Source organism: Streptomyces pallidus (ex Mingjun et al. 2026) (assembly GCF_051550185.1).
Lineage (GTDB): Bacteria > Actinomycetota > Actinomycetes > Streptomycetales > Streptomycetaceae > Streptomyces.
Window position 1 is genome coordinate 4,911,993 of the sequence record NZ_CP196181.1, and the last position, 15,351, is coordinate 4,927,343.

Consider the following 15,351-nt stretch of genomic DNA (forward strand, 5'->3'; position numbering starts at 1 on the left):
CACCCACGATCTGCCATGAAGTGCCATCCTTTGCAGCGTCTTGCCGCCGAACCTGTTGACGCCTGGGCGCGTTGGACCCCTTGCGGGGTGGGAGGCGACTCCCGCCCGGCCCGTAGGCGATCGATGAGGGGTGGTTCCCCTGGTGGAGGCCGGCATGGAGAGCGCAGGAACGAACACCCCGCCCCTCGGGTGTGACGCACCGGACATGGTGACCGTGCCCGCGCGGCAGGGCCTGGAGGCCGTGGACATCATCCGCCGGGCCGCGGTGAGCCGGGCCGGCGGCGTCGGCCCCGTGCTGCACGACGACGCCGGCGCCACCCTCGGCTTCCTCGTGCCGCCCGGTACCGCCGACGCCTGGGACCTCCCGGGCAGCGCCTGCACGCAGACCGACGGGCGCGGGACGCGGTTCGGCGACGTGCTGCCCGCCGCCGGGGACCGCGGCTGGCTGCTCCCGCCGGAGGCCGTCGACGCGGTCACCGACCCGGAGGTGCTGCGGGCCGCGCTCGGCGAGGCGGCCCGGCTGATCGAGGCCGCCGACAACTGCCGCTGAGCAACGGCCTCCGGGTCCGCGCGCCCCGGCCCGGGGCGCCCCGGCCCCGGGCGGAAGCCGGGCGGGGCCGGCGTCCGGCCGGGGACAATGGGGTGGTGGCAGGCAAGGGCAGAGGCAGCAGACAGCGCGGGCGCGGTACCTCCGAGGCGGTCGTCGGGCAGGTGGGCGGCGGGCGGGCGGAGCTGGAGCCCGACCGGGAGCGGGCCGGGGCCTGGACCCTGCTGCTCGACGGGGCCCCGCAGTCCCACGTCGACCTCGACGACCCGGGGCACCTGTCCTTCGCCTACCAGCGCCGCATCGGCCACCTCATCGACCTCGCGGCCCCCGCCCGGCAGCCGCTGAACGTGCTGCACCTCGGCGGCGGCGCCTTCACCCTCGCCCGCTACACGGCCGCCGCCCGCCCCCGCTCCACGCAGCAGGTCGTCGAGATCGACGCCGCCCTGGTGGCCTTCGTGCGCGAGCACCTGCCGCTGGACCCGCAGGCCCGGATCCGGGTGCGGGCGCTGGACGCGCGGGCCGGGCTCGCGAAGGTGCCGGACGGCTGGGCGGACCTGGTGATCGCGGACGTCTTCAGCGGTGCCCGCACCCCGGCCCATCTGACCAGCACCGAGTTCCTGGACGACGTACGCAGGGCCCTGGCGCCCGGCGGCTGGTACGTGGCCAACCTCGCGGACGGGCCGCCGCTCGGGCACCTGCGCGGCCAGATCGCCACGGCCGCGGCCCGCTTCACGCACCTGGCCATGGCCGCGGACCCGGTGGTGTGGCGGGGGAAACGGTTCGGCAACGCGGTCCTGGCGGCCGCCGACCGGGAACTGCCCGTCGCCGAGTTCACCCGCCGCGTCGCCGGCGACCCGCACCCGGGCCGGGTCGAACACGGCCGCGCCCTGACCGACTTCGCCGGCGGCGCGGCCCCGGTCCGCGACACCTCGGCCACGCCGTCCCCGCAGCCGCCGCCGTCGGCCTTCCAGTGAGCGGGCCCCGACGGCCCGGACGGACTACCCCTCGTACGTCTCCACCAGGGGCGGGTGGCCGTTCCAGGTGCAGAAGACCGACATCTCGCGGTCGCCCTTGGTGAAGGTCACCCGGATCCAGAACGGCTGCTTCCACACCTGCATCTGCCAGCCGGCGTCGGGGGTCGCCGAGACCAGGTCCGCCGAGGACGCCCCGAGGTCGAAGACCACCCGGCCGCCGTTGACCGTGTACGCCTTCACCGTGCCGCCGCCACCGCCGTACCCCTGCTCGCCGGGCGGGGGCCCGCCGGCGGACGCCTTCGGCGACGGCTTCGCAGGGGAGGGCTCCGCGGACGGCGACGCCGAGGGCGACGGGGACGCCGACACCGACGAGGAGGCCGTCGCGGACGCGGACGCGGACGGGGACGGCGGACCGGCGGCCGCCGCCCCGTGCGTCGACGAGGACCGCGGCTTCGTGGCCAACGGCACGGCCAGCGGCGGATCGTAGGCCGTCCCGGACATCACCGTGTGCACGCCCCACCACGACAGCGTCACCGCTGCCCCGGTCGCCAGCGTCCAGGCGAAAGCGTGTACAAGTCCTCGGTGCATCAGCCCACATACTGCACCACCGGCCCCGAACACCGCCCGACACCCCGCCGGGTCCCCCGAATGGACTACGGTGCGGCCCATGGCAAGTGTGCTCGTGGTCGAGGACGACCAGTTCGTACGTTCCGCCCTCATCCGGCACCTCACCGACGCCGCGCACACCGTGCGCAGCGTCGGAACGGCCCTGGAGGCCCTGCGCGAAGTCGCCCACCACCGCTTCGACGTGGTCATCCTCGACCTGGGCCTGCCCGACCTGGACGGGTCGGAGGCGCTCAAGATGCTGCGCGGCATCACCGACGTACCGGTGATCATCGCCACAGCGCGCGACGACGAGGCCGAGATCGTCCGGCTGCTCAACGACGGCGCCGACGACTACCTGACGAAACCGTTCTCCGTGGAGCACCTCTCCGCCCGGATGGCCGCCGTGCTGCGCCGCGCCCGGTCCGCCTCCGGGGCGGAGGCGCCCTCGCGGGTCCTGCGGGTGGGCGGCCTCGCCATCGACCCGCTGCGGCGGCAGGCCGAACTGGACGGTGCCGTCCTGGACCTCACCCGGCGCGAGTTCGACCTGCTGGCCTTCCTGGCCGGCCGGCCCGGGGTGGTCGTGTCCCGGCGCGAGCTGCTCGCCGAGGTGTGGCAGCAGTCGTACGGCGACGACCAGACCATCGACGTGCACCTGTCCTGGCTGCGCCGCAAGCTCGGCGAGACCGCCGCCAACCCCCGCTACCTGCACACCCTGCGCGGGGTCGGGGTCAAGCTGGAGCCGCCCCGGTGAGGTGGGCGCTGGTCAAGGTGTGCCTGGCGGTCACGACCATGGTGGTCGTCGCCTTCGCCGTGCCGCTCGGGATGGTCGTCCAGGAGATGGCCAGCGACCGGGCGTTCTCCAACGCCGAGCGGCAGGCCGCCACCATCGGCCCGACCCTGTCCATCACCACCGACCCGGGCCAGCTGCGCAGGGCCGTGGAGTCCACGGAGATGGGCGCCGCCCAGCGGATGGCCGTCCACGTGCCGGCGATCGGCGGCGGCGCGGCCGTGGAGATCGGCACCGGCTGGGCCGGCGCCCACGCCGTGGCGGAGACCCGGCGGCTCGGGCGGGCGATGACGGTGCCGCTGGCGCGCGGCGGATCGGCGCTGCTCCAGCCCACCGCGCTGGGGTCGGGGGACATCGCCGTCGTGGAGATCCTCGTGCCCGAGCGGGAGGTCAGCAACGGTGTCGCCACCGCCTGGCTGGTCCTCGCGGGCGTCGGTCTCGCCCTCGTCGTCGGCTCGGTGGCGGTCGCCGACCGGCTCGGCGCCCGGCTGGTGCGGCCCGCCGAACGGCTCGCGGACGCCGCGCACCAGCTGGGCGAGGGCCGGCTGGGGGCCCGCGTACCGGAGGCCGGGCCGAAGGAACTCCGGTCGGCGGCCGTCGCGTTCAACTCCATGGCGGACCAGGTCGTGGAACTCCTCGCCAACGAGCGGGAGCTGGCCGCCGACCTGTCGCACCGGCTGCGGACGCCGCTGACGGTGCTCCGGCTCAACACGGCCTCGCTCGGCGACGGCCCGGCCGCCGAGCAGACCCGGGCCGCGGTCGAGCAACTCGAGCGGGAGGTCGACACGATCATCCGGACCGCCCGCGAGCAGCGCGCGCCCGGGGCGGCCGGGGCCGGCGCCGGGGCGGGCTGTGACGCCTCCGAGGTGATCCGGGACCGGATGGCGTTCTGGTCGGCGCTCGCGGAGGACGAGGGGCGCGAGGTCCGGCTCGCCGGCGTGGACCGGACCGTACGGATCCCGGTCGCCCGGCCGGAGCTGGCCGCCGCCCTGGACGCCCTGCTCGGCAACGTCTTCCGGCACACCCCGGAGGGCACGGCCTTCGCGGTCGACGTGCACGACGCGGGGGACGCCGTCATCGTGCTCGTGTCCGACGGCGGGCCGGGCATCGACGACCCCGACGCCGCCCTGCGCCGGGGCAACGACGGCGCCCGGGACGGCTCGACGGGCCTCGGGCTGGACATCGTGCGGCGGGTCGCCGAGGCGACCGGGGGCGACGTGCGGATCGGCCGCTCGGTGCTCGGCGGCACCGAGGTCCGGCTGTGGATCGCCCTGGACGACCGGGCCCGCAGCGGCGGGGCGCGCGGCGGGCGCGAGCGCCGCGGCCGGCGCAAGCGGCGCGGCGGCTGACGGTCAACCGGCGGAACGGGCCGGCGGCCGGGGCGCGCCTCTCGGGGTGCACCCGCCGTTCGTCGGTACGGTCCGCGGCATGGACACCCTCATCTTCGGCGCGCTCCTCGCCACGCTGGTCGCCCTGTGCCGGGACGCGTCGCGGACGGCCGTCCTCGGCGCCTGGTGGGTCACGCTGGCCGCGGTGGTCCTGCTGGCGGCGCACCACCTGGCCGGCGGCCCCGGCCCCGGCCCGCTCCACTGACCGCCGCCATGGCCACGATGGAGAGCATCCTCCCGGAGACCCCGCTGGAGGGCGGTCTGCTGGGACGGGCGCAGTACTGGTTCGCGTGCCTCTTCGCGCTCGGCTGGACGGGCGTCGTCGGCGCCGGCCTCTTCACCCAGCTGGTGCTGGGGGAGCAGCCGCCCTGCCCGTTCTGCGTGGTGCAGCGGATGTTCATGCTGCTGGCCGCGACCGGGGCGGCGTACATCGTGCGTACGGCGCTCACGCACGGGGCGCTGACCGGCCGCGACTACATGACGGGCTGGGGGCTGGCGCTGGCCGCGGTCGCCGCCGGCTCGTTCGCCTCCTGGCGGCAGGCGGCGCTGCACGCCGTACCCGCCGCCGGGGGCCGGGGCGGCCAGGGCAGCCACGTCCTCGGCCTGCACCTCGACGTCCGGGCGTGGATCCTCTTCCAGGCCTCGGCCGTCGTAGTCGGCATCGTCCTGGCCTCCGCCCACGCGACCGCGGACCGCGCCGTTCCGACGTCCGGGCCGGGGCCGTACCGGGCGGCGGGGCAACTCGCACTGTGGCTCCTCGGGCTGGTCGTCGCCGTGAGCGGGCTGGCCGTGCTCCTGCAGGAGGGGGCCCACTGGTTCCTGCCGGACGACCCGCAGCGCTACGAGTTCTTCCGCGATCTGCGGATCCTGGGCGGGTAGCGGGCGTACGGTCCGGCGTACGGGCACGGCGGGCGCGGCCGCCCCCACCGGAACACGGCGGGGCGCGGCGGCGCACGGCGCGGCAGCGCACGCTCGGGCTCGGCAGATCAGGACGTATCGGAAGGATCGGAAACGCTCATGCGCTACGCAGTCCTCGGCACCGGGATGGTCGGCCGCACGGTCGCCGCCCGCCTGAACTCCCTCGGCCACGAGGTCGTCATCGGCACCCGCGACCCCGACGCCACCGCCGGCCGCGACGAGTTCGCGGCGTGGCGGGAGGGCGACCGGGGCGCGGCGGACGTCGGCCTGGCCGGCTTCGCGGAGGCCGCCCGGCACGGCCAGACCCTGGTCAACGCCACGGCCGGGAAGGCCAGCGTCGCGATCCTGGCGGAGGCCGGCGCCGCGCACCTGGACGGCAGGATCCTGATCGACATCGCGAACCCGCTGGACTTCTCCCACGGGTTCCCGCCGACCCTGGACCCGGTGAACGACGACAGCCTGGGGGAGCGGATCCAGCGGACCTTCCCGGGGCTGCGGGTGGTCAAGACGCTGAACACCATGAACTGCCGGATCATGGTGGAGCCGGCGCGGGTTCCGGGGGAGCACACGGTGTTCCTGTCGGGCGAGGACCCCGAGGCCAAGGCGGAGGTGCAAGCGCTGCTGCACGCGTTCGGCTGGCCGGAGGCGAGCGTGCTGGACCTCGGCGGCATCGAGACCGCCCGAGGGACGGAGATGCTGCTCCCGGTCTGGCTGCGGCTGATGGGGGCCCTCGGGCACACGGACTTCAACTTCCACGTCCAGGGCGCCCGCAGGGGCGGCGCGGGCGGCCTGGTCGCCGGCGCCGACGCCTGACCCCGGCCTCCACGAGGGCGTGCGGCCCCGCTGGATCGTGTTCGCGGTCCAGGAGAGCGAGCAGCTGCGGTTCAGCCGCCGGACTGGAGCCGCTCGGCCTGGGACCGGCCGACCTCGGCGGCGCGGTGCAGGTAGTCGGCGATGAGGGCGAGTTCGGCGTCGGAGTAGCGGTCGAGGACGGCGCCGAAGGCGCGCCCGGGGATGTCCCAGGCCTCGCCGATCCGGTTGCGGGCGTCGGGGGCGAGGGCGACGAGGGAGCGGCGGCGGTCGTTCGGGTCGGCGAGCCGCTCCACGATTCCGGCCTTGACCAGGCGGTCGACGAGGCGGGTGGCCGAGCCCGAGGTCAGGCCGGTGAGGCGGGCGACGTCGCCGGTGCTGACGGGGCCGGGCTCCAGGTCGAGCAGCGCGATGCACTGCATGTCGGTGGGGTGCAGGCTGACGTGGTCGGCGAGGGCTTGGGTGAAGAGCGAGTAGTTGGCGTAGTGGCGCTGGCTCTCCGTCACGACGTGCGCGAGCAGCTCGGCGCGGCTCCACTGCTCACCCGAACGGGGGGAATCGGTTGACATCGGTTTCTCCCTGCCTGAAATTTAATTGCGTGACACAGAGAGTGTTCGGTGCATAATCTGCATCACGTAGTGATTCTACCGTGCGCAGCCCGACCCAGAACAGGAAGCAGGTCCCGCCATGTCGATCCTCGTCACCGGAGCCCGAGGCGCCGTCGCCCGCAATCTCGCCGCCCTCCTGAGCGCCCGCGGCCTCGCGCACCGCCTCGGATCCCGGGAGCCGGCCGGTCCCGGCACGGTCCGCTGCGACCTGTCCGATCCGGGCACCTTCCCCGAGGCCCTGGCCGGAGCCCGGTCCGTCTTCCTCTACGCGGAGGCCTCCGGCATCGAGGCCTTCGTCGAGGAGGCCGTCGCGGCAGGCGTCGAGCACGTCGTGCTCCTGTCCTCCTCCGCAGTGCTCGCACCGGCCGCCGCCGACAATCCGCTGGCAGCCGCCCACCGAGCCGTGGAGGACGCGCTGCTCGCCTCGCCGCTGCGGGCCACCCTGCTGCGCCCGGGGTCCTTCGCGACCAACGCCCTCGGCTGGGCCGGACCGCTGCGGGCCGGCACGCCCGTCCGGCTGCCGTATCCGGGGGCGCACACGGACCCGGTGCACGAGGCCGACCTCGCGGAGGCCGCGTACGCCGTGCTGACCGACCCCGCCCTCGCCGGGCGGGCCTACACCCTGACCGGCCCGCAGTCGCTCACCTTCGCGGACCAACTGTCCATACTCGGCCGCGCCCTCGGGCGGCCCGTGCCGTACGAGGAGGTCACCGCCGAGCAGTGGAAGGCCGAGGCCGGCGCCTTCATGCCCGGGCCCTACGCCGACGCGCTCCTGGAGTACTGGGCCGCGGGCGACGGCGTCCCCGCCACCCTCACCGACCATGTGACCCGCCTCACCGGTCGGCCCGCGCGGTCCTTCGGGACCTGGGCCGAGGAGCATGTCGGCGATTTCTCGGCCGACGGCTTCCGGAACGCAGAGGACCCCGGCCCGCTCGCGCGGACCGGGGCCTCCGGTAAGGGTGAGTGACGGGACTCGAACCCGCGGCCACCTGGACCACAACCAGGTGCTCTACCAACTGAGCTACACCCACCATGTCCGGTCGGAAACCGACCGGCCGAAGAAAAGGGTACAGGGTCCGGAAGGGTGCTCGCTCCCCCGATTCCACCGACCCCTCCTCCGGGAGGGTTCCGGGAGGGTCCCGGCGGCTGCTACTCGGCGGGCAGGACGTGCTTCGCGGCGATGGACCGCGCCGTGTCCGAGTCGGGGCCGGGCTGCGGGACGAAGACCGCCTCCCGGTAGTAGCGCAGCTCGGCGATGGACTCCTTGATGTCCGCGAGCGCCCGGTGGTTGCCGTTCTTCGGCGGGCTGTTGAAGTAGGCCCGCGGGTACCAGCGGCGCGCCAGCTCCTTGACCGAGGAGACGTCCACGATCCGGTAGTGCAGGTGGCCCTCCAGTGCGGGCATGTCCCGCAGCAGGAAGCCGCGGTCGGTGGAGACCGAGTTGCCGCACAGCGGCGCCTTGCGGGGCTCCTTCACGTGCTCGCGGACGTACGCCAGGACCTGCGCCTCGGCGTCCGCGAGGGTGGTTCCGCCGGCCAGCTCGTCGAGCAGGCCGGAGGCGGTGTGCATCGCGCGCACCACGTCGGGCATGGTCTCCAGCGCCGCGTCCGGCGGGCGGATCACGATGTCCACGCCCTCGCCGAGCACATTGAGCTCCGAGTCGGTGACCAGCGCGGCCACCTCGATAAGTGCGTCGTCCGCCAGCGAGAGGCCCGTCATCTCGCAGTCGATCCACACCATGCGATCGTTCATGCGTCCACCTTATGCGCTCGCCCGGCGGATCCGACCGGGCCCGCATGGCGGAAGGCCCCCGCACCGGTCGTGACCGGCACGGGGGCCTTCGGGAGTCGGGCAGCGCCCGGCGCCGGGGCTACGCGTGCTCGCGCAGCACCCGCGACGGGGCGTACAGCTCCGCAACCGACGAGCCGGAGGCGGCCAGCGCCGCCGCCGCCCGCTGGGGCTGCGGAGTGCGCTGGTGCGGCACGGGACCCGCGGAGATGTCCGACACCTGCGCCCCGTCGCCCTGGGGGCGGCGGGCCCGGTAGGCCGAGCGGTAGGCCGCCGGGGAGGACCCCAGCTGCCGGCGGAAGTGCCCGCGCAGCGCCACCGGAGAGCGGAACCCGCAGCGCCCGGCGACCTCGTCGACCGAGTAGTCGGAGGTCTCCAGCAGGCGCTGCGCCTGGAGCACCCGCTGGGTGATCAGCCACTGCAGCGGCGCGCTGCCGGTCAGCGAGCGGAACCGCCGGTCGAAGGTGCGCCGGCTCATGTAGGCGCGGGCGGCGAGCGTCTCCACGTCGAACTGCTCGTGGAGGTGCTCCAGCGCCCAGGCGACGACCTCGGCCAGCGGGTCGGCGCCGATCTCCTCCGGCAGCGACCGGTCGAGGTAGCGCTCCTGGCCGCCCGTGCGCCGCGGCGGGACGACGAGCCGGCGGGCCAGAGCCCCGGCCGCCTCGCTGCCGTGGTCGGTGCGCACGATGTGCAGGCACAGGTCGATTCCGGCCGCGGTGCCCGCGGACGTCAGCACGTCGCCGTCGTCGACGAACAGCTCGCGCGGGTCGACGTGGACGGACGGGTACCGCTTGGCCAGCGTCGGCGCGTACATCCAGTGCGTCGTCGCGGGCCGGCCGTCGAGCAGCCCGGCGGCGGCGAGCACGAACGCTCCGGTGCACAGTCCGACGATCCGGGCCCCCTCCTCGTGCGCCAGACGCAGTGCGTCGAGCGCCTCCGGAGGCGGCGGCGATGTGATGGAGCGCCAGGCCGGGACGACGACGGTGCCCGCGCGGGCGATCGCCTCCAGGCCGTAGGGCGCGGTCAGTTCGAGTCCGCCGGTGGTCCGCAGCGGACCGTCCTCACCGGCGCACACGAGCAGTCGATAGCGTGGAACTCCCGCGTCCTGCCGGTCAATGCCGAACACGGAGAGTGGAATGGAGCTCTCGAAGATCGGCCCGCCGCTGAACAGCAGCACCGCAACGATCTCCCTGCGGCGACGCCCCGCGAGCTTCCTGCCGGCGTCCATGACGACGGCGGTGGAATCCTGGCTCATGGCTAAGCCCCCCTTGGGTGTCGCGACTCCCTGGTCTGGTCGCACCTGCACGTTTCCCCTCGGCCTTGCACGTGGATCCCCCGCCGTAAAACATGATCGAATCTACTGCGTCCCGTGGTGTCGGCGTGACAAGTTCAGCACGCAGCGCTATGTCGACTTGGCAACTTGGCGAAAAGCATTCGATCAGGAAGCGTTCCACTCCGCTACCGGAGTAGGAAGCTCGCGCTCCGGCCGTGGCCAGTACCCATCGGGTCTTCCGGCCTGCCTCCCACCATCGTCGCCGGTGGTGGGAGGTGCGGGGCGGCATTCCGGCAAGACCGGCACCGTGCCGCGAAGTTGGCTGAAATCATGCGGGTGTGGGTGTGTGAATCGGTCAGTCCCCCCGGCGGGCCCCGCGGGAGGAGTTGCAGCCGCGCCGCGCCCCGCCCCGGCCACCGCCGTGGGCCCCGCCCCCGCCGCGCGAATGCCGCCGGCGCCGGTCCGACGCCGGCGTCCGGCCCTTCGCCAGCGCCGCCACCGCGCCCCGGCTCCCCTGCTCCGACCAGCGCAGCATCACCCGGCACACCGCCGTGACGGCCACCAGGCCCAGGGTGGCCACGGCGGCCCCGCCGAAGGTGCCCCCGTACACGACGAGGACCACCGGGACCAGCAGGCAGCTGAAGGCGGCCCAGCGCACGACGTCACCCGTGGGGTCGTCAGGGGAGTGCCTGCCGGACTGCACGGACGGGTGAACGGGGGCGGGGGCGACACGGGGGGCCGTGTCGGCGACCGGGGTGGGCTGCGTCGGCTGGGCGGGCTGGAGGGGGTGAACCGGATGGCCGGGCACGGCGTGCTCCCTGCGGGCTCTCCTGGGCGGTCGGACGCCTGTCCAACGGTGTGCGGCGGGGCTCGGTCACTGCGCACGCGGGTGGCGCGTCGGGGGCGCTCGTCACTGCCTGTAGGGGACAGCGGGCATTGCCAAGGCGGCCGCGCTCCGGCATGCTCCCTGGGACGCTCTCCAAGTGCGGCAAGCCCTGTCCAGGACAGGAGTGTCGCCGTACCCTGGGGGTAAGGGCTTGGCAAGATGCTGCCCGGACGGAGCTCCGTCACCCTGAGTCGTCGTTTTCGCCCACTGCCTCCCCGTCGTCTTGTCCCTTCCCCCGAGGACCCCTTCGCCGAGACATCCATGGCCGGTCACGAATTCCCCGAACCCGCGGATCGCAAGCGCAAGCCGCTCGCCGATCACGTGCCGAGCGATCTGCGCGCGGCGGAACAGGCGCGTCCGTCCTGCGACCCGGCCTTCCGGCACGGAGTGGTGGTGGGGTTCGACGGCTCCACCTCCAGCGAACGCGCGCTCGCGTACGCCATCGGGATGGCCCGGCGGTCCGGATCCGGCCTGATCATCGTGCACGTGGCCAACCGGCTGCCCACCACCGTGTGGGCCGGGTGCGAGCCGCCGGTCTTCGTGGACGTGCCCGACCACCGCACCGAGGTCCTCGGGCTGGAACTGGCCTGTGCGGACTACCTGGCCGAGGTGCCGTGGATCCTGGTCGAGCGGGGCGGGGACATCTGCCACGAGTTGGAGGAGGTGGGCCGGGAGTACTCGGCGGACGCCATCGTGGTCGGTTCCACGCACGGAATCGTCGGCCGGATCTTCGGGTCCGTGGCGGGTCGGCTCGCCAAACGCGCACAGCGACCGGTTGTTGTCATTCCGTAACCGCCGCCCTGTCGATTGTGCGGTTGTGCACCCCTGTAAAGGGTAGATAAATGCTGCTGGGACGCAGCACACAACTGCAGATCGAAGGGAGCCCGCCGTGGACAACGCTGTCTCTGCGGGAAGCTCGGCCTCGACCTCGACCCTCGGCAACATCGCCCTGGGTCTCACCCTTCTCGCATTCGGTATCGGCCACACCGGCATCGTCAGCGGAGTGTCCGCGGCGGACGCCGTGTCGCTCGCCACCTACGTCGGCGGCTTCGCCCTCTTCGTCCTCGGACTCCTGGAGTTCCGCGGCGGGAACGGCTTCAACGGCACGGCGTTCGCGGGCCTCGGCGCCTTCTGGTTCACCTGGGCCGCGGGGGCGGACGGAAAGGTTTCCGCGCACGCAGCGGGCCTGTTCCTGATCCTCTTCGCGCTCCTCGCGCTGACCCTCACCACGGGCGCCGCGAGCGGACTGTTCGGCCAGGGCACGTACGCCCTGCTCACCCTCTCGCTGCTGCTCCTCGCGATCGGCACCCTCGCCGACAGCGGCGGGCTGGCCAAGGCCGCCGGCTGGGTGGCAGCCGTCTCCGGGCTGCTGACCTGGTACGGCGCGACGGCCGCGCTGGCCCACTGGCCGACGGCCCTCGGCAAGGCCTCCGGCGGGAGCGCCGTCGCCGCGAGCTGACCGCACGGCGGGAGCCCGTACGGCGGGACGACGAGAGCGGCCCCCGGGGAGTCCCGGGGGCCGCTCTCGTGGGTGTCGCGGCGGGGGCGACTACTCGACCGTGACGGACTTCGCCAGGTTGCGCGGCTTGTCGATGTCCCGGCCCAGGGCCAGCGCCGTGTGGTACGCCAGCAGCTGCAGCGGGATGCCCATCAGGATCGGGTCCAGCTCGTCCTCGTTCTTCGGGACGACGATGGTGTGGTCCGCCTTCTCCTGCTCGCGGTGCGCGACGGCCAGGATCCGGCCGCTGCGGGCCTTGATCTCCTCCAGAGCGGCGCGGTTCTTCTCCAGCAGGTCGTCGTCCGGGACGATCGCGACCGTCGGCATCGCCGGCTCGATCAGGGCGAGCGGACCGTGCTTGAGCTCGGAGGCCGGGTAGGCCTCGGCGTGGATGTAGGAGATCTCCTTGAGCTTCAGGGAGGCCTCCAGGGCCACCGGGTAGCCCCGCACGCGGCCGATGAACATCATCGACTTGGCGTCCGCGTACTCGGCGGCGAGCTTCTTGATGTCCTCCTCGCCCTTGAGGATCTCCTCGATCTGGGCGGGCAGGCGGCGCAGACCCTCGATGATCCGCTTGCCGTCGGTGACGGACAGGTCGCGTATCCGGCCCAGGTGCACGGCGAGCAGCGCGAAGGCCACGACCGTGTTGGTGAAGCACTTGGTGGAGACCACGCAGACCTCGGGGCCGGCGTGCACGTACACGCCGCCGTCGGCCTCGCGGGCGATCGCGGAGCCGACCACGTTGACGACGCCGAGGACGCGGGCGCCCTTGCGCTTGAGCTCCTGGACGGCGGCGAGCACGTCGTAGGTCTCACCGGACTGGGAGACGGCGATGTAGAGGGTGTCGGGGTCCACGACCGGGTTGCGGTAGCGGAACTCGGAGGCCGGCTCGGCGTCCGCGGGGATGCGGGCCATGCCCTCGATGAGGCTCGCGCCGATCATGCCGGCGTGGTACGAGGTGCCGCAGCCGAGGATCTTGACCCGGCGGATGCCGCGGGCCTCGCGCGGGTCCAGGTTCAGGCCGCCCAGGTGCACGGTGGAGAAGCGGTCGTCGATGCGGCCGCGCAGCACGCGGTCGACCGCGTCGGGCTGCTCGGAGATCTCCTTGTGCATGTAGGTGTCGTGGCCGCCCATGTCGTACGAGGCGGCCTCCCACTCCACGGTCTCCGGGGTGGCGGTGGTGGAGGTGCCGCTGGTGGTGTACGTGCGGAAGTCGTCGGCCTTGAGGGTGGCCATCTCGCCGTCGTTCAGGGTCACGACCTGGCGGGTGTGGGCGATCAGGGCGGCCACGTCGGAGGCGACGAGCATCTCCTTCTCGCCGATGCCGAGGATCACGGGGGAGCCGTTGCGGGCGACGACGATGCGGTCCGCGAAGTCGGCGTGCATGACGGCGATGCCGTAGGTGCCCTCGATGACCTTGACGGCCTCGCGGACCTTCTCCTCCAGGGTGTCGGCCTGGGAGCGGGAGACGAGGTGGACGATCACCTCGGTGTCGGTCTCCGAGACGAAGACCACGCCCTCGGCCTCCAGCTTGGCGCGGAGCTCGGCGGCGTTGTCGACGATTCCGTTGTGGACGACGGCGACCTTCTCCTCCGCGTCCAGGTGCGGGTGGGAGTTGATGTCGCTCGGGGCGCCGTGGGTGGCCCAGCGGGTGTGGGCGATACCGCTGGTGCCGGCGAAGCGCTTGGGGACGCGGGTCTCCAGCTCACGCACCCGGCCCTTGGCCTTGACGACCTTCAGCGCCGGGGACTTCGGGCTGTTGACGACGATGCCCGCGGAGTCGTACCCGCGGTACTCCAGCCGCTGCAGGCCTTCGAGCAGCAGCGGTGCCACGTCGCGCTTGCCGATGTATCCCACGATTCCGCACATGAAGTGTTGCCCCTCCTGAGGTTCGGGTGTCGCTCTTGCCGCCGCCGAGGCGGCTCGTGTGCCGTGACCGGTGCCGTGCGGGCCGGTCAGCCGTAGACGATGCGGCGCAGCTGCCGCAGGGACAGCTCCGGTGGAGCCACGGCCCGGTGCGGCAGCTCGGCCGCGATCCGTTCGAAGATCGCGGCGTTGAGGGCCCCGCCGGACTGGAGCTCCCGGTGGCGGCGCCGGACGAATTCCTCGGTCGTCTCGTCGAAGTACGCGAGCACGTCGAGCACCACCCGGGCGGCCTCCCCGCGCTGGAGCGCGGTGCTGCGCACCAGGTGTTCGACAAGATCGTCGTACGACGGGCGGCGGTCGAGCACTCGTAGATATTGACGTCCGAGGCCCTGGAAAAGCAAAGATCCTGCCCGAATGCGGGCAGGATCACGCTGGTACGTACCTGCGGAATGCGTCGATCCGCTAATGAACTGGCTAGAAACGCCGCAAAACGGCCTGTTTGGCGGCTGCGAACTCGTCCGCCGTGAGGATCCCCGACTGGTGCAGCTCGCCCAGCTCCCGCAGCCGCCGCAGCAGCGCATCGTGGTCCTCCCCGCCGGCCGCCCCCGCCGGTGCGGCCGCCGCCCGTTCCGCGGGTGCCGGAGCCAGCGACGGCGACTGCGCCGGCACCGGAACCGGCTCGGCCGGAGCCGCCGGGTGCGGCATCCGCACCGCCACGGCCGCCGCGACCAGCGCCATCAGCGGGTCCTTCTTGAAGCCGAACAGCTCCACCGTGTACGGGTCGTACTTGGGCGCCGGAGCCGGCGCCGCCCCCGTCAGGCCGAACCGGATCCAGCCGTTGTCCAGACCCTTCGACGGCGACCACTCCACCGACCGCAGGTCCGCGACCCGGAACTCGCGCGGCCCGCCCGAGCTCTTGGCCTCCTCCGTCGTCCAGTTCCAGTCCAGGCCGATCCGGTCCCCGTCGAAGGCCACCGTCCCGTCCCCCGCCCCCACCGAGATCGGCACCGCCGGCCCCGGCAGCACGTACGCGTCCAGCGGGCCCGCCGGCACCTGCTCCAGCAGCAGCGCGTTGCGCACCTCGTCCACGAAGTACTCGGCCACCCCGCTGCGGTCCGACTCCACCGTCAGCCGGTACGGGTCCGAGGCCTCCGGCAGCCGCCCCCCGGTCACCTGGAGCAGCGGGCACGCCCCGTCACGCAGCCGCAGCCGGAGCCGGCCCGTCCTGCGCCCCGGCTCGTGGCTGATCCCCGCCAGGGCCCGCAGCGGTACGACCACCTCGCCGAGGGTCTGGCGCAGCAGGCCCACTCCCTTGTCCCGACCGGGCACGATGCGCACCGCGTCCCCGTCGAAGGTCCACGTACCGTCCTTCTGGATGATTTCCGCCATCCAGCGATTCTCG

The 15,351-nt window shown here is 73.5% G+C and carries 18 protein-coding genes and 1 tRNA gene; 10 read left to right on the forward strand and 9 right to left on the reverse strand.

Translation table 11 applies throughout. The features are described from left to right. The first annotated feature begins 154 nt into the window (after nt 1-154). Both ACSHWO_RS21725 and ACSHWO_RS21730 read left to right on the forward strand, forming a co-directional pair. A complete protein-coding gene (locus ACSHWO_RS21725; RefSeq protein WP_361084471.1) occupies nt 155-550 on the forward strand; it encodes a hypothetical protein in 396 nt (131 codons plus the stop codon). Between the two features lie 95 nt (nt 551-645). After that, entirely contained in the window at nt 646-1,521 is an 876-nt protein-coding gene (locus ACSHWO_RS21730; protein ID WP_438313972.1) for a spermidine synthase, read from the forward strand. A 24-nt stretch (nt 1,522-1,545) separates the two neighbouring features. Here the strand turns inward: ACSHWO_RS21730 and ACSHWO_RS21735 are convergent, their stop codons facing one another. Continuing rightward, nucleotides 1,546-2,109 carry a hypothetical protein gene (locus ACSHWO_RS21735; protein WP_385848715.1) on the reverse strand — a complete coding sequence of 188 codons (564 nt, stop codon included), beginning with the start codon at nt 2,107-2,109 and terminating at the stop codon, nt 1,546-1,548. Between the two features lie 79 nt (nt 2,110-2,188). Between ACSHWO_RS21735 and ACSHWO_RS21740 the strand changes: the two genes are divergently transcribed. The 5 genes from ACSHWO_RS21740 (at nt 2,189) to ACSHWO_RS21760 (ending at nt 6,033) form a co-directional block, all read left to right on the forward strand. Next, a complete protein-coding gene (locus ACSHWO_RS21740) occupies nt 2,189-2,878 on the forward strand; it encodes a response regulator transcription factor (RefSeq protein ID WP_361084465.1) in 690 nt (229 codons plus the stop codon). Further along, nucleotides 2,875-4,263 carry a sensor histidine kinase gene (locus ACSHWO_RS21745; RefSeq protein ID WP_361084462.1) on the forward strand — a complete coding sequence of 463 codons (1,389 nt, stop codon included), beginning with the start codon at nt 2,875-2,877 and terminating at the stop codon, nt 4,261-4,263. The genes ACSHWO_RS21740 and ACSHWO_RS21745 overlap by 4 nt, the downstream gene beginning before the upstream one ends. 79 nt (nt 4,264-4,342) lie before the next feature. Next, nucleotides 4,343-4,507, forward strand: coding sequence for a DUF5993 family protein (locus ACSHWO_RS21750; protein WP_361084459.1), 165 nt, complete (start codon nt 4,343-4,345; stop codon nt 4,505-4,507). 8 nt (nt 4,508-4,515) lie between these two features. Next, the gene (locus tag ACSHWO_RS21755) at nt 4,516-5,181 is read left to right on the forward strand and encodes a disulfide bond formation protein B (RefSeq protein WP_438313977.1); all 666 of its coding nucleotides are present in this window, start codon (nt 4,516-4,518) and stop codon (nt 5,179-5,181) included. 138 nt (nt 5,182-5,319) lie between these two features. Continuing rightward, entirely contained in the window at nt 5,320-6,033 is a 714-nt protein-coding gene (locus ACSHWO_RS21760) for an NADPH-dependent F420 reductase (RefSeq protein WP_438313980.1), read from the forward strand. Nucleotides 6,034-6,104: 71 nt separating this feature from the next. On the opposite strand, the gene ACSHWO_RS21765 is transcribed toward ACSHWO_RS21760, so the two are convergent. Next, nucleotides 6,105-6,599 carry a MarR family winged helix-turn-helix transcriptional regulator gene (locus ACSHWO_RS21765; protein ID WP_438313983.1) on the reverse strand — a complete coding sequence of 165 codons (495 nt, stop codon included), beginning with the start codon at nt 6,597-6,599 and terminating at the stop codon, nt 6,105-6,107. A 118-nt stretch (nt 6,600-6,717) separates the two neighbouring features. Here ACSHWO_RS21765 and ACSHWO_RS21770 point away from each other — a divergent pair, with 118 nt between their 5' ends. Further along, nucleotides 6,718-7,605, forward strand: coding sequence for an NAD(P)H-binding protein (locus ACSHWO_RS21770; RefSeq protein ID WP_438313986.1), 888 nt, complete (start codon nt 6,718-6,720; stop codon nt 7,603-7,605). On the opposite strand, the gene ACSHWO_RS21775 is transcribed toward ACSHWO_RS21770, so the two are convergent. From ACSHWO_RS21775 to ACSHWO_RS21790, 4 genes are all read right to left on the reverse strand, one after another. After that, nucleotides 7,597-7,669 (reverse strand) — tRNA-His (locus ACSHWO_RS21775). The genes ACSHWO_RS21770 and ACSHWO_RS21775 overlap by 9 nt on opposite strands. A 118-nt stretch (nt 7,670-7,787) precedes the next feature. Next, nucleotides 7,788-8,390 (reverse strand): oligoribonuclease, encoded by a 603-nt coding sequence (gene orn, locus ACSHWO_RS21780; protein WP_361084445.1) that lies wholly within the window; start codon nt 8,388-8,390, stop codon nt 7,788-7,790. 118 nt (nt 8,391-8,508) lie between these two features. After that, the gene (locus ACSHWO_RS21785) at nt 8,509-9,681 is read right to left on the reverse strand and encodes a helix-turn-helix domain-containing protein (RefSeq protein ID WP_385848722.1); all 1,173 of its coding nucleotides are present in this window, start codon (nt 9,679-9,681) and stop codon (nt 8,509-8,511) included. Nucleotides 9,682-10,054: 373 nt separating this feature from the next. Continuing rightward, nucleotides 10,055-10,507, reverse strand: a complete 453-nt coding sequence (locus tag ACSHWO_RS21790) for a hypothetical protein (protein WP_438313989.1) — start codon at nt 10,505-10,507, stop codon at nt 10,055-10,057. 339 nt (nt 10,508-10,846) lie between these two features. Here ACSHWO_RS21790 and ACSHWO_RS21795 point away from each other — a divergent pair, with 339 nt between their 5' ends. After that, nucleotides 10,847-11,377, forward strand: coding sequence for a universal stress protein (locus ACSHWO_RS21795; protein ID WP_361084439.1), 531 nt, complete (start codon nt 10,847-10,849; stop codon nt 11,375-11,377). Between the two features lie 97 nt (nt 11,378-11,474). Further along, nucleotides 11,475-12,044 (forward strand): GPR1/FUN34/YaaH family transporter, encoded by a 570-nt coding sequence (locus tag ACSHWO_RS21800; protein ID WP_361084436.1) that lies wholly within the window; start codon nt 11,475-11,477, stop codon nt 12,042-12,044. 90 nt (nt 12,045-12,134) lie between these two features. On the opposite strand, the gene glmS is transcribed toward ACSHWO_RS21800, so the two are convergent. From glmS to ACSHWO_RS21815, 3 genes are all read right to left on the reverse strand, one after another. Then, complete coding sequence (glmS, locus tag ACSHWO_RS21805; protein ID WP_361084434.1) at nt 12,135-13,952, reverse strand: glutamine--fructose-6-phosphate transaminase (isomerizing); 1,818 nt, start codon at nt 13,950-13,952, stop codon at nt 12,135-12,137. Nucleotides 13,953-14,038: 86 nt separating this feature from the next. Then, nucleotides 14,039-14,314 carry a hypothetical protein gene (locus ACSHWO_RS21810; RefSeq protein WP_361084431.1) on the reverse strand — a complete coding sequence of 92 codons (276 nt, stop codon included), beginning with the start codon at nt 14,312-14,314 and terminating at the stop codon, nt 14,039-14,041. A 109-nt stretch (nt 14,315-14,423) separates the two neighbouring features. Beyond that, on the reverse strand, nt 14,424-15,338 hold the full coding sequence (locus ACSHWO_RS21815; protein WP_385848724.1) for a DUF4429 domain-containing protein: 915 nt from the start codon (nt 15,336-15,338) through the stop codon (nt 14,424-14,426). Nucleotides 15,339-15,351 lie beyond the last annotated feature (13 nt).

Coding starts and splice junctions, on each gene's coding strand:
- ACSHWO_RS21725 (WP_361084471.1), top strand. CDS start 155: ATGGAGAGCGCAGGAACGAACACCCCGCCCCTCGGGTGTGACGCACCG.
- ACSHWO_RS21735 (WP_385848715.1), bottom strand. CDS start 2,109: ATGCACCGAGGACTTGTACACGCTTTCGCCTGGACGCTGGCGACCGGG.
- ACSHWO_RS21740 (WP_361084465.1), top strand. CDS start 2,189: ATGGCAAGTGTGCTCGTGGTCGAGGACGACCAGTTCGTACGTTCCGCC.
- ACSHWO_RS21750 (WP_361084459.1), top strand. CDS start 4,343: ATGGACACCCTCATCTTCGGCGCGCTCCTCGCCACGCTGGTCGCCCTG.
- ACSHWO_RS21755 (WP_438313977.1), top strand. CDS start 4,516: ATGGCCACGATGGAGAGCATCCTCCCGGAGACCCCGCTGGAGGGCGGT.
- ACSHWO_RS21760 (WP_438313980.1), top strand. CDS start 5,320: ATGCGCTACGCAGTCCTCGGCACCGGGATGGTCGGCCGCACGGTCGCC.
- ACSHWO_RS21765 (WP_438313983.1), bottom strand. CDS start 6,599: ATGTCAACCGATTCCCCCCGTTCGGGTGAGCAGTGGAGCCGCGCCGAG.
- ACSHWO_RS21770 (WP_438313986.1), top strand. CDS start 6,718: ATGTCGATCCTCGTCACCGGAGCCCGAGGCGCCGTCGCCCGCAATCTC.
- orn (WP_361084445.1), bottom strand. CDS start 8,390: ATGAACGATCGCATGGTGTGGATCGACTGCGAGATGACGGGCCTCTCG.
- ACSHWO_RS21785 (WP_385848722.1), bottom strand. CDS start 9,681: ATGAGCCAGGATTCCACCGCCGTCGTCATGGACGCCGGCAGGAAGCTC.
- ACSHWO_RS21795 (WP_361084439.1), top strand. CDS start 10,847: ATGGCCGGTCACGAATTCCCCGAACCCGCGGATCGCAAGCGCAAGCCG.
- glmS (WP_361084434.1), bottom strand. CDS start 13,952: ATGTGCGGAATCGTGGGATACATCGGCAAGCGCGACGTGGCACCGCTG.
- ACSHWO_RS21815 (WP_385848724.1), bottom strand. CDS start 15,338: ATGGCGGAAATCATCCAGAAGGACGGTACGTGGACCTTCGACGGGGAC.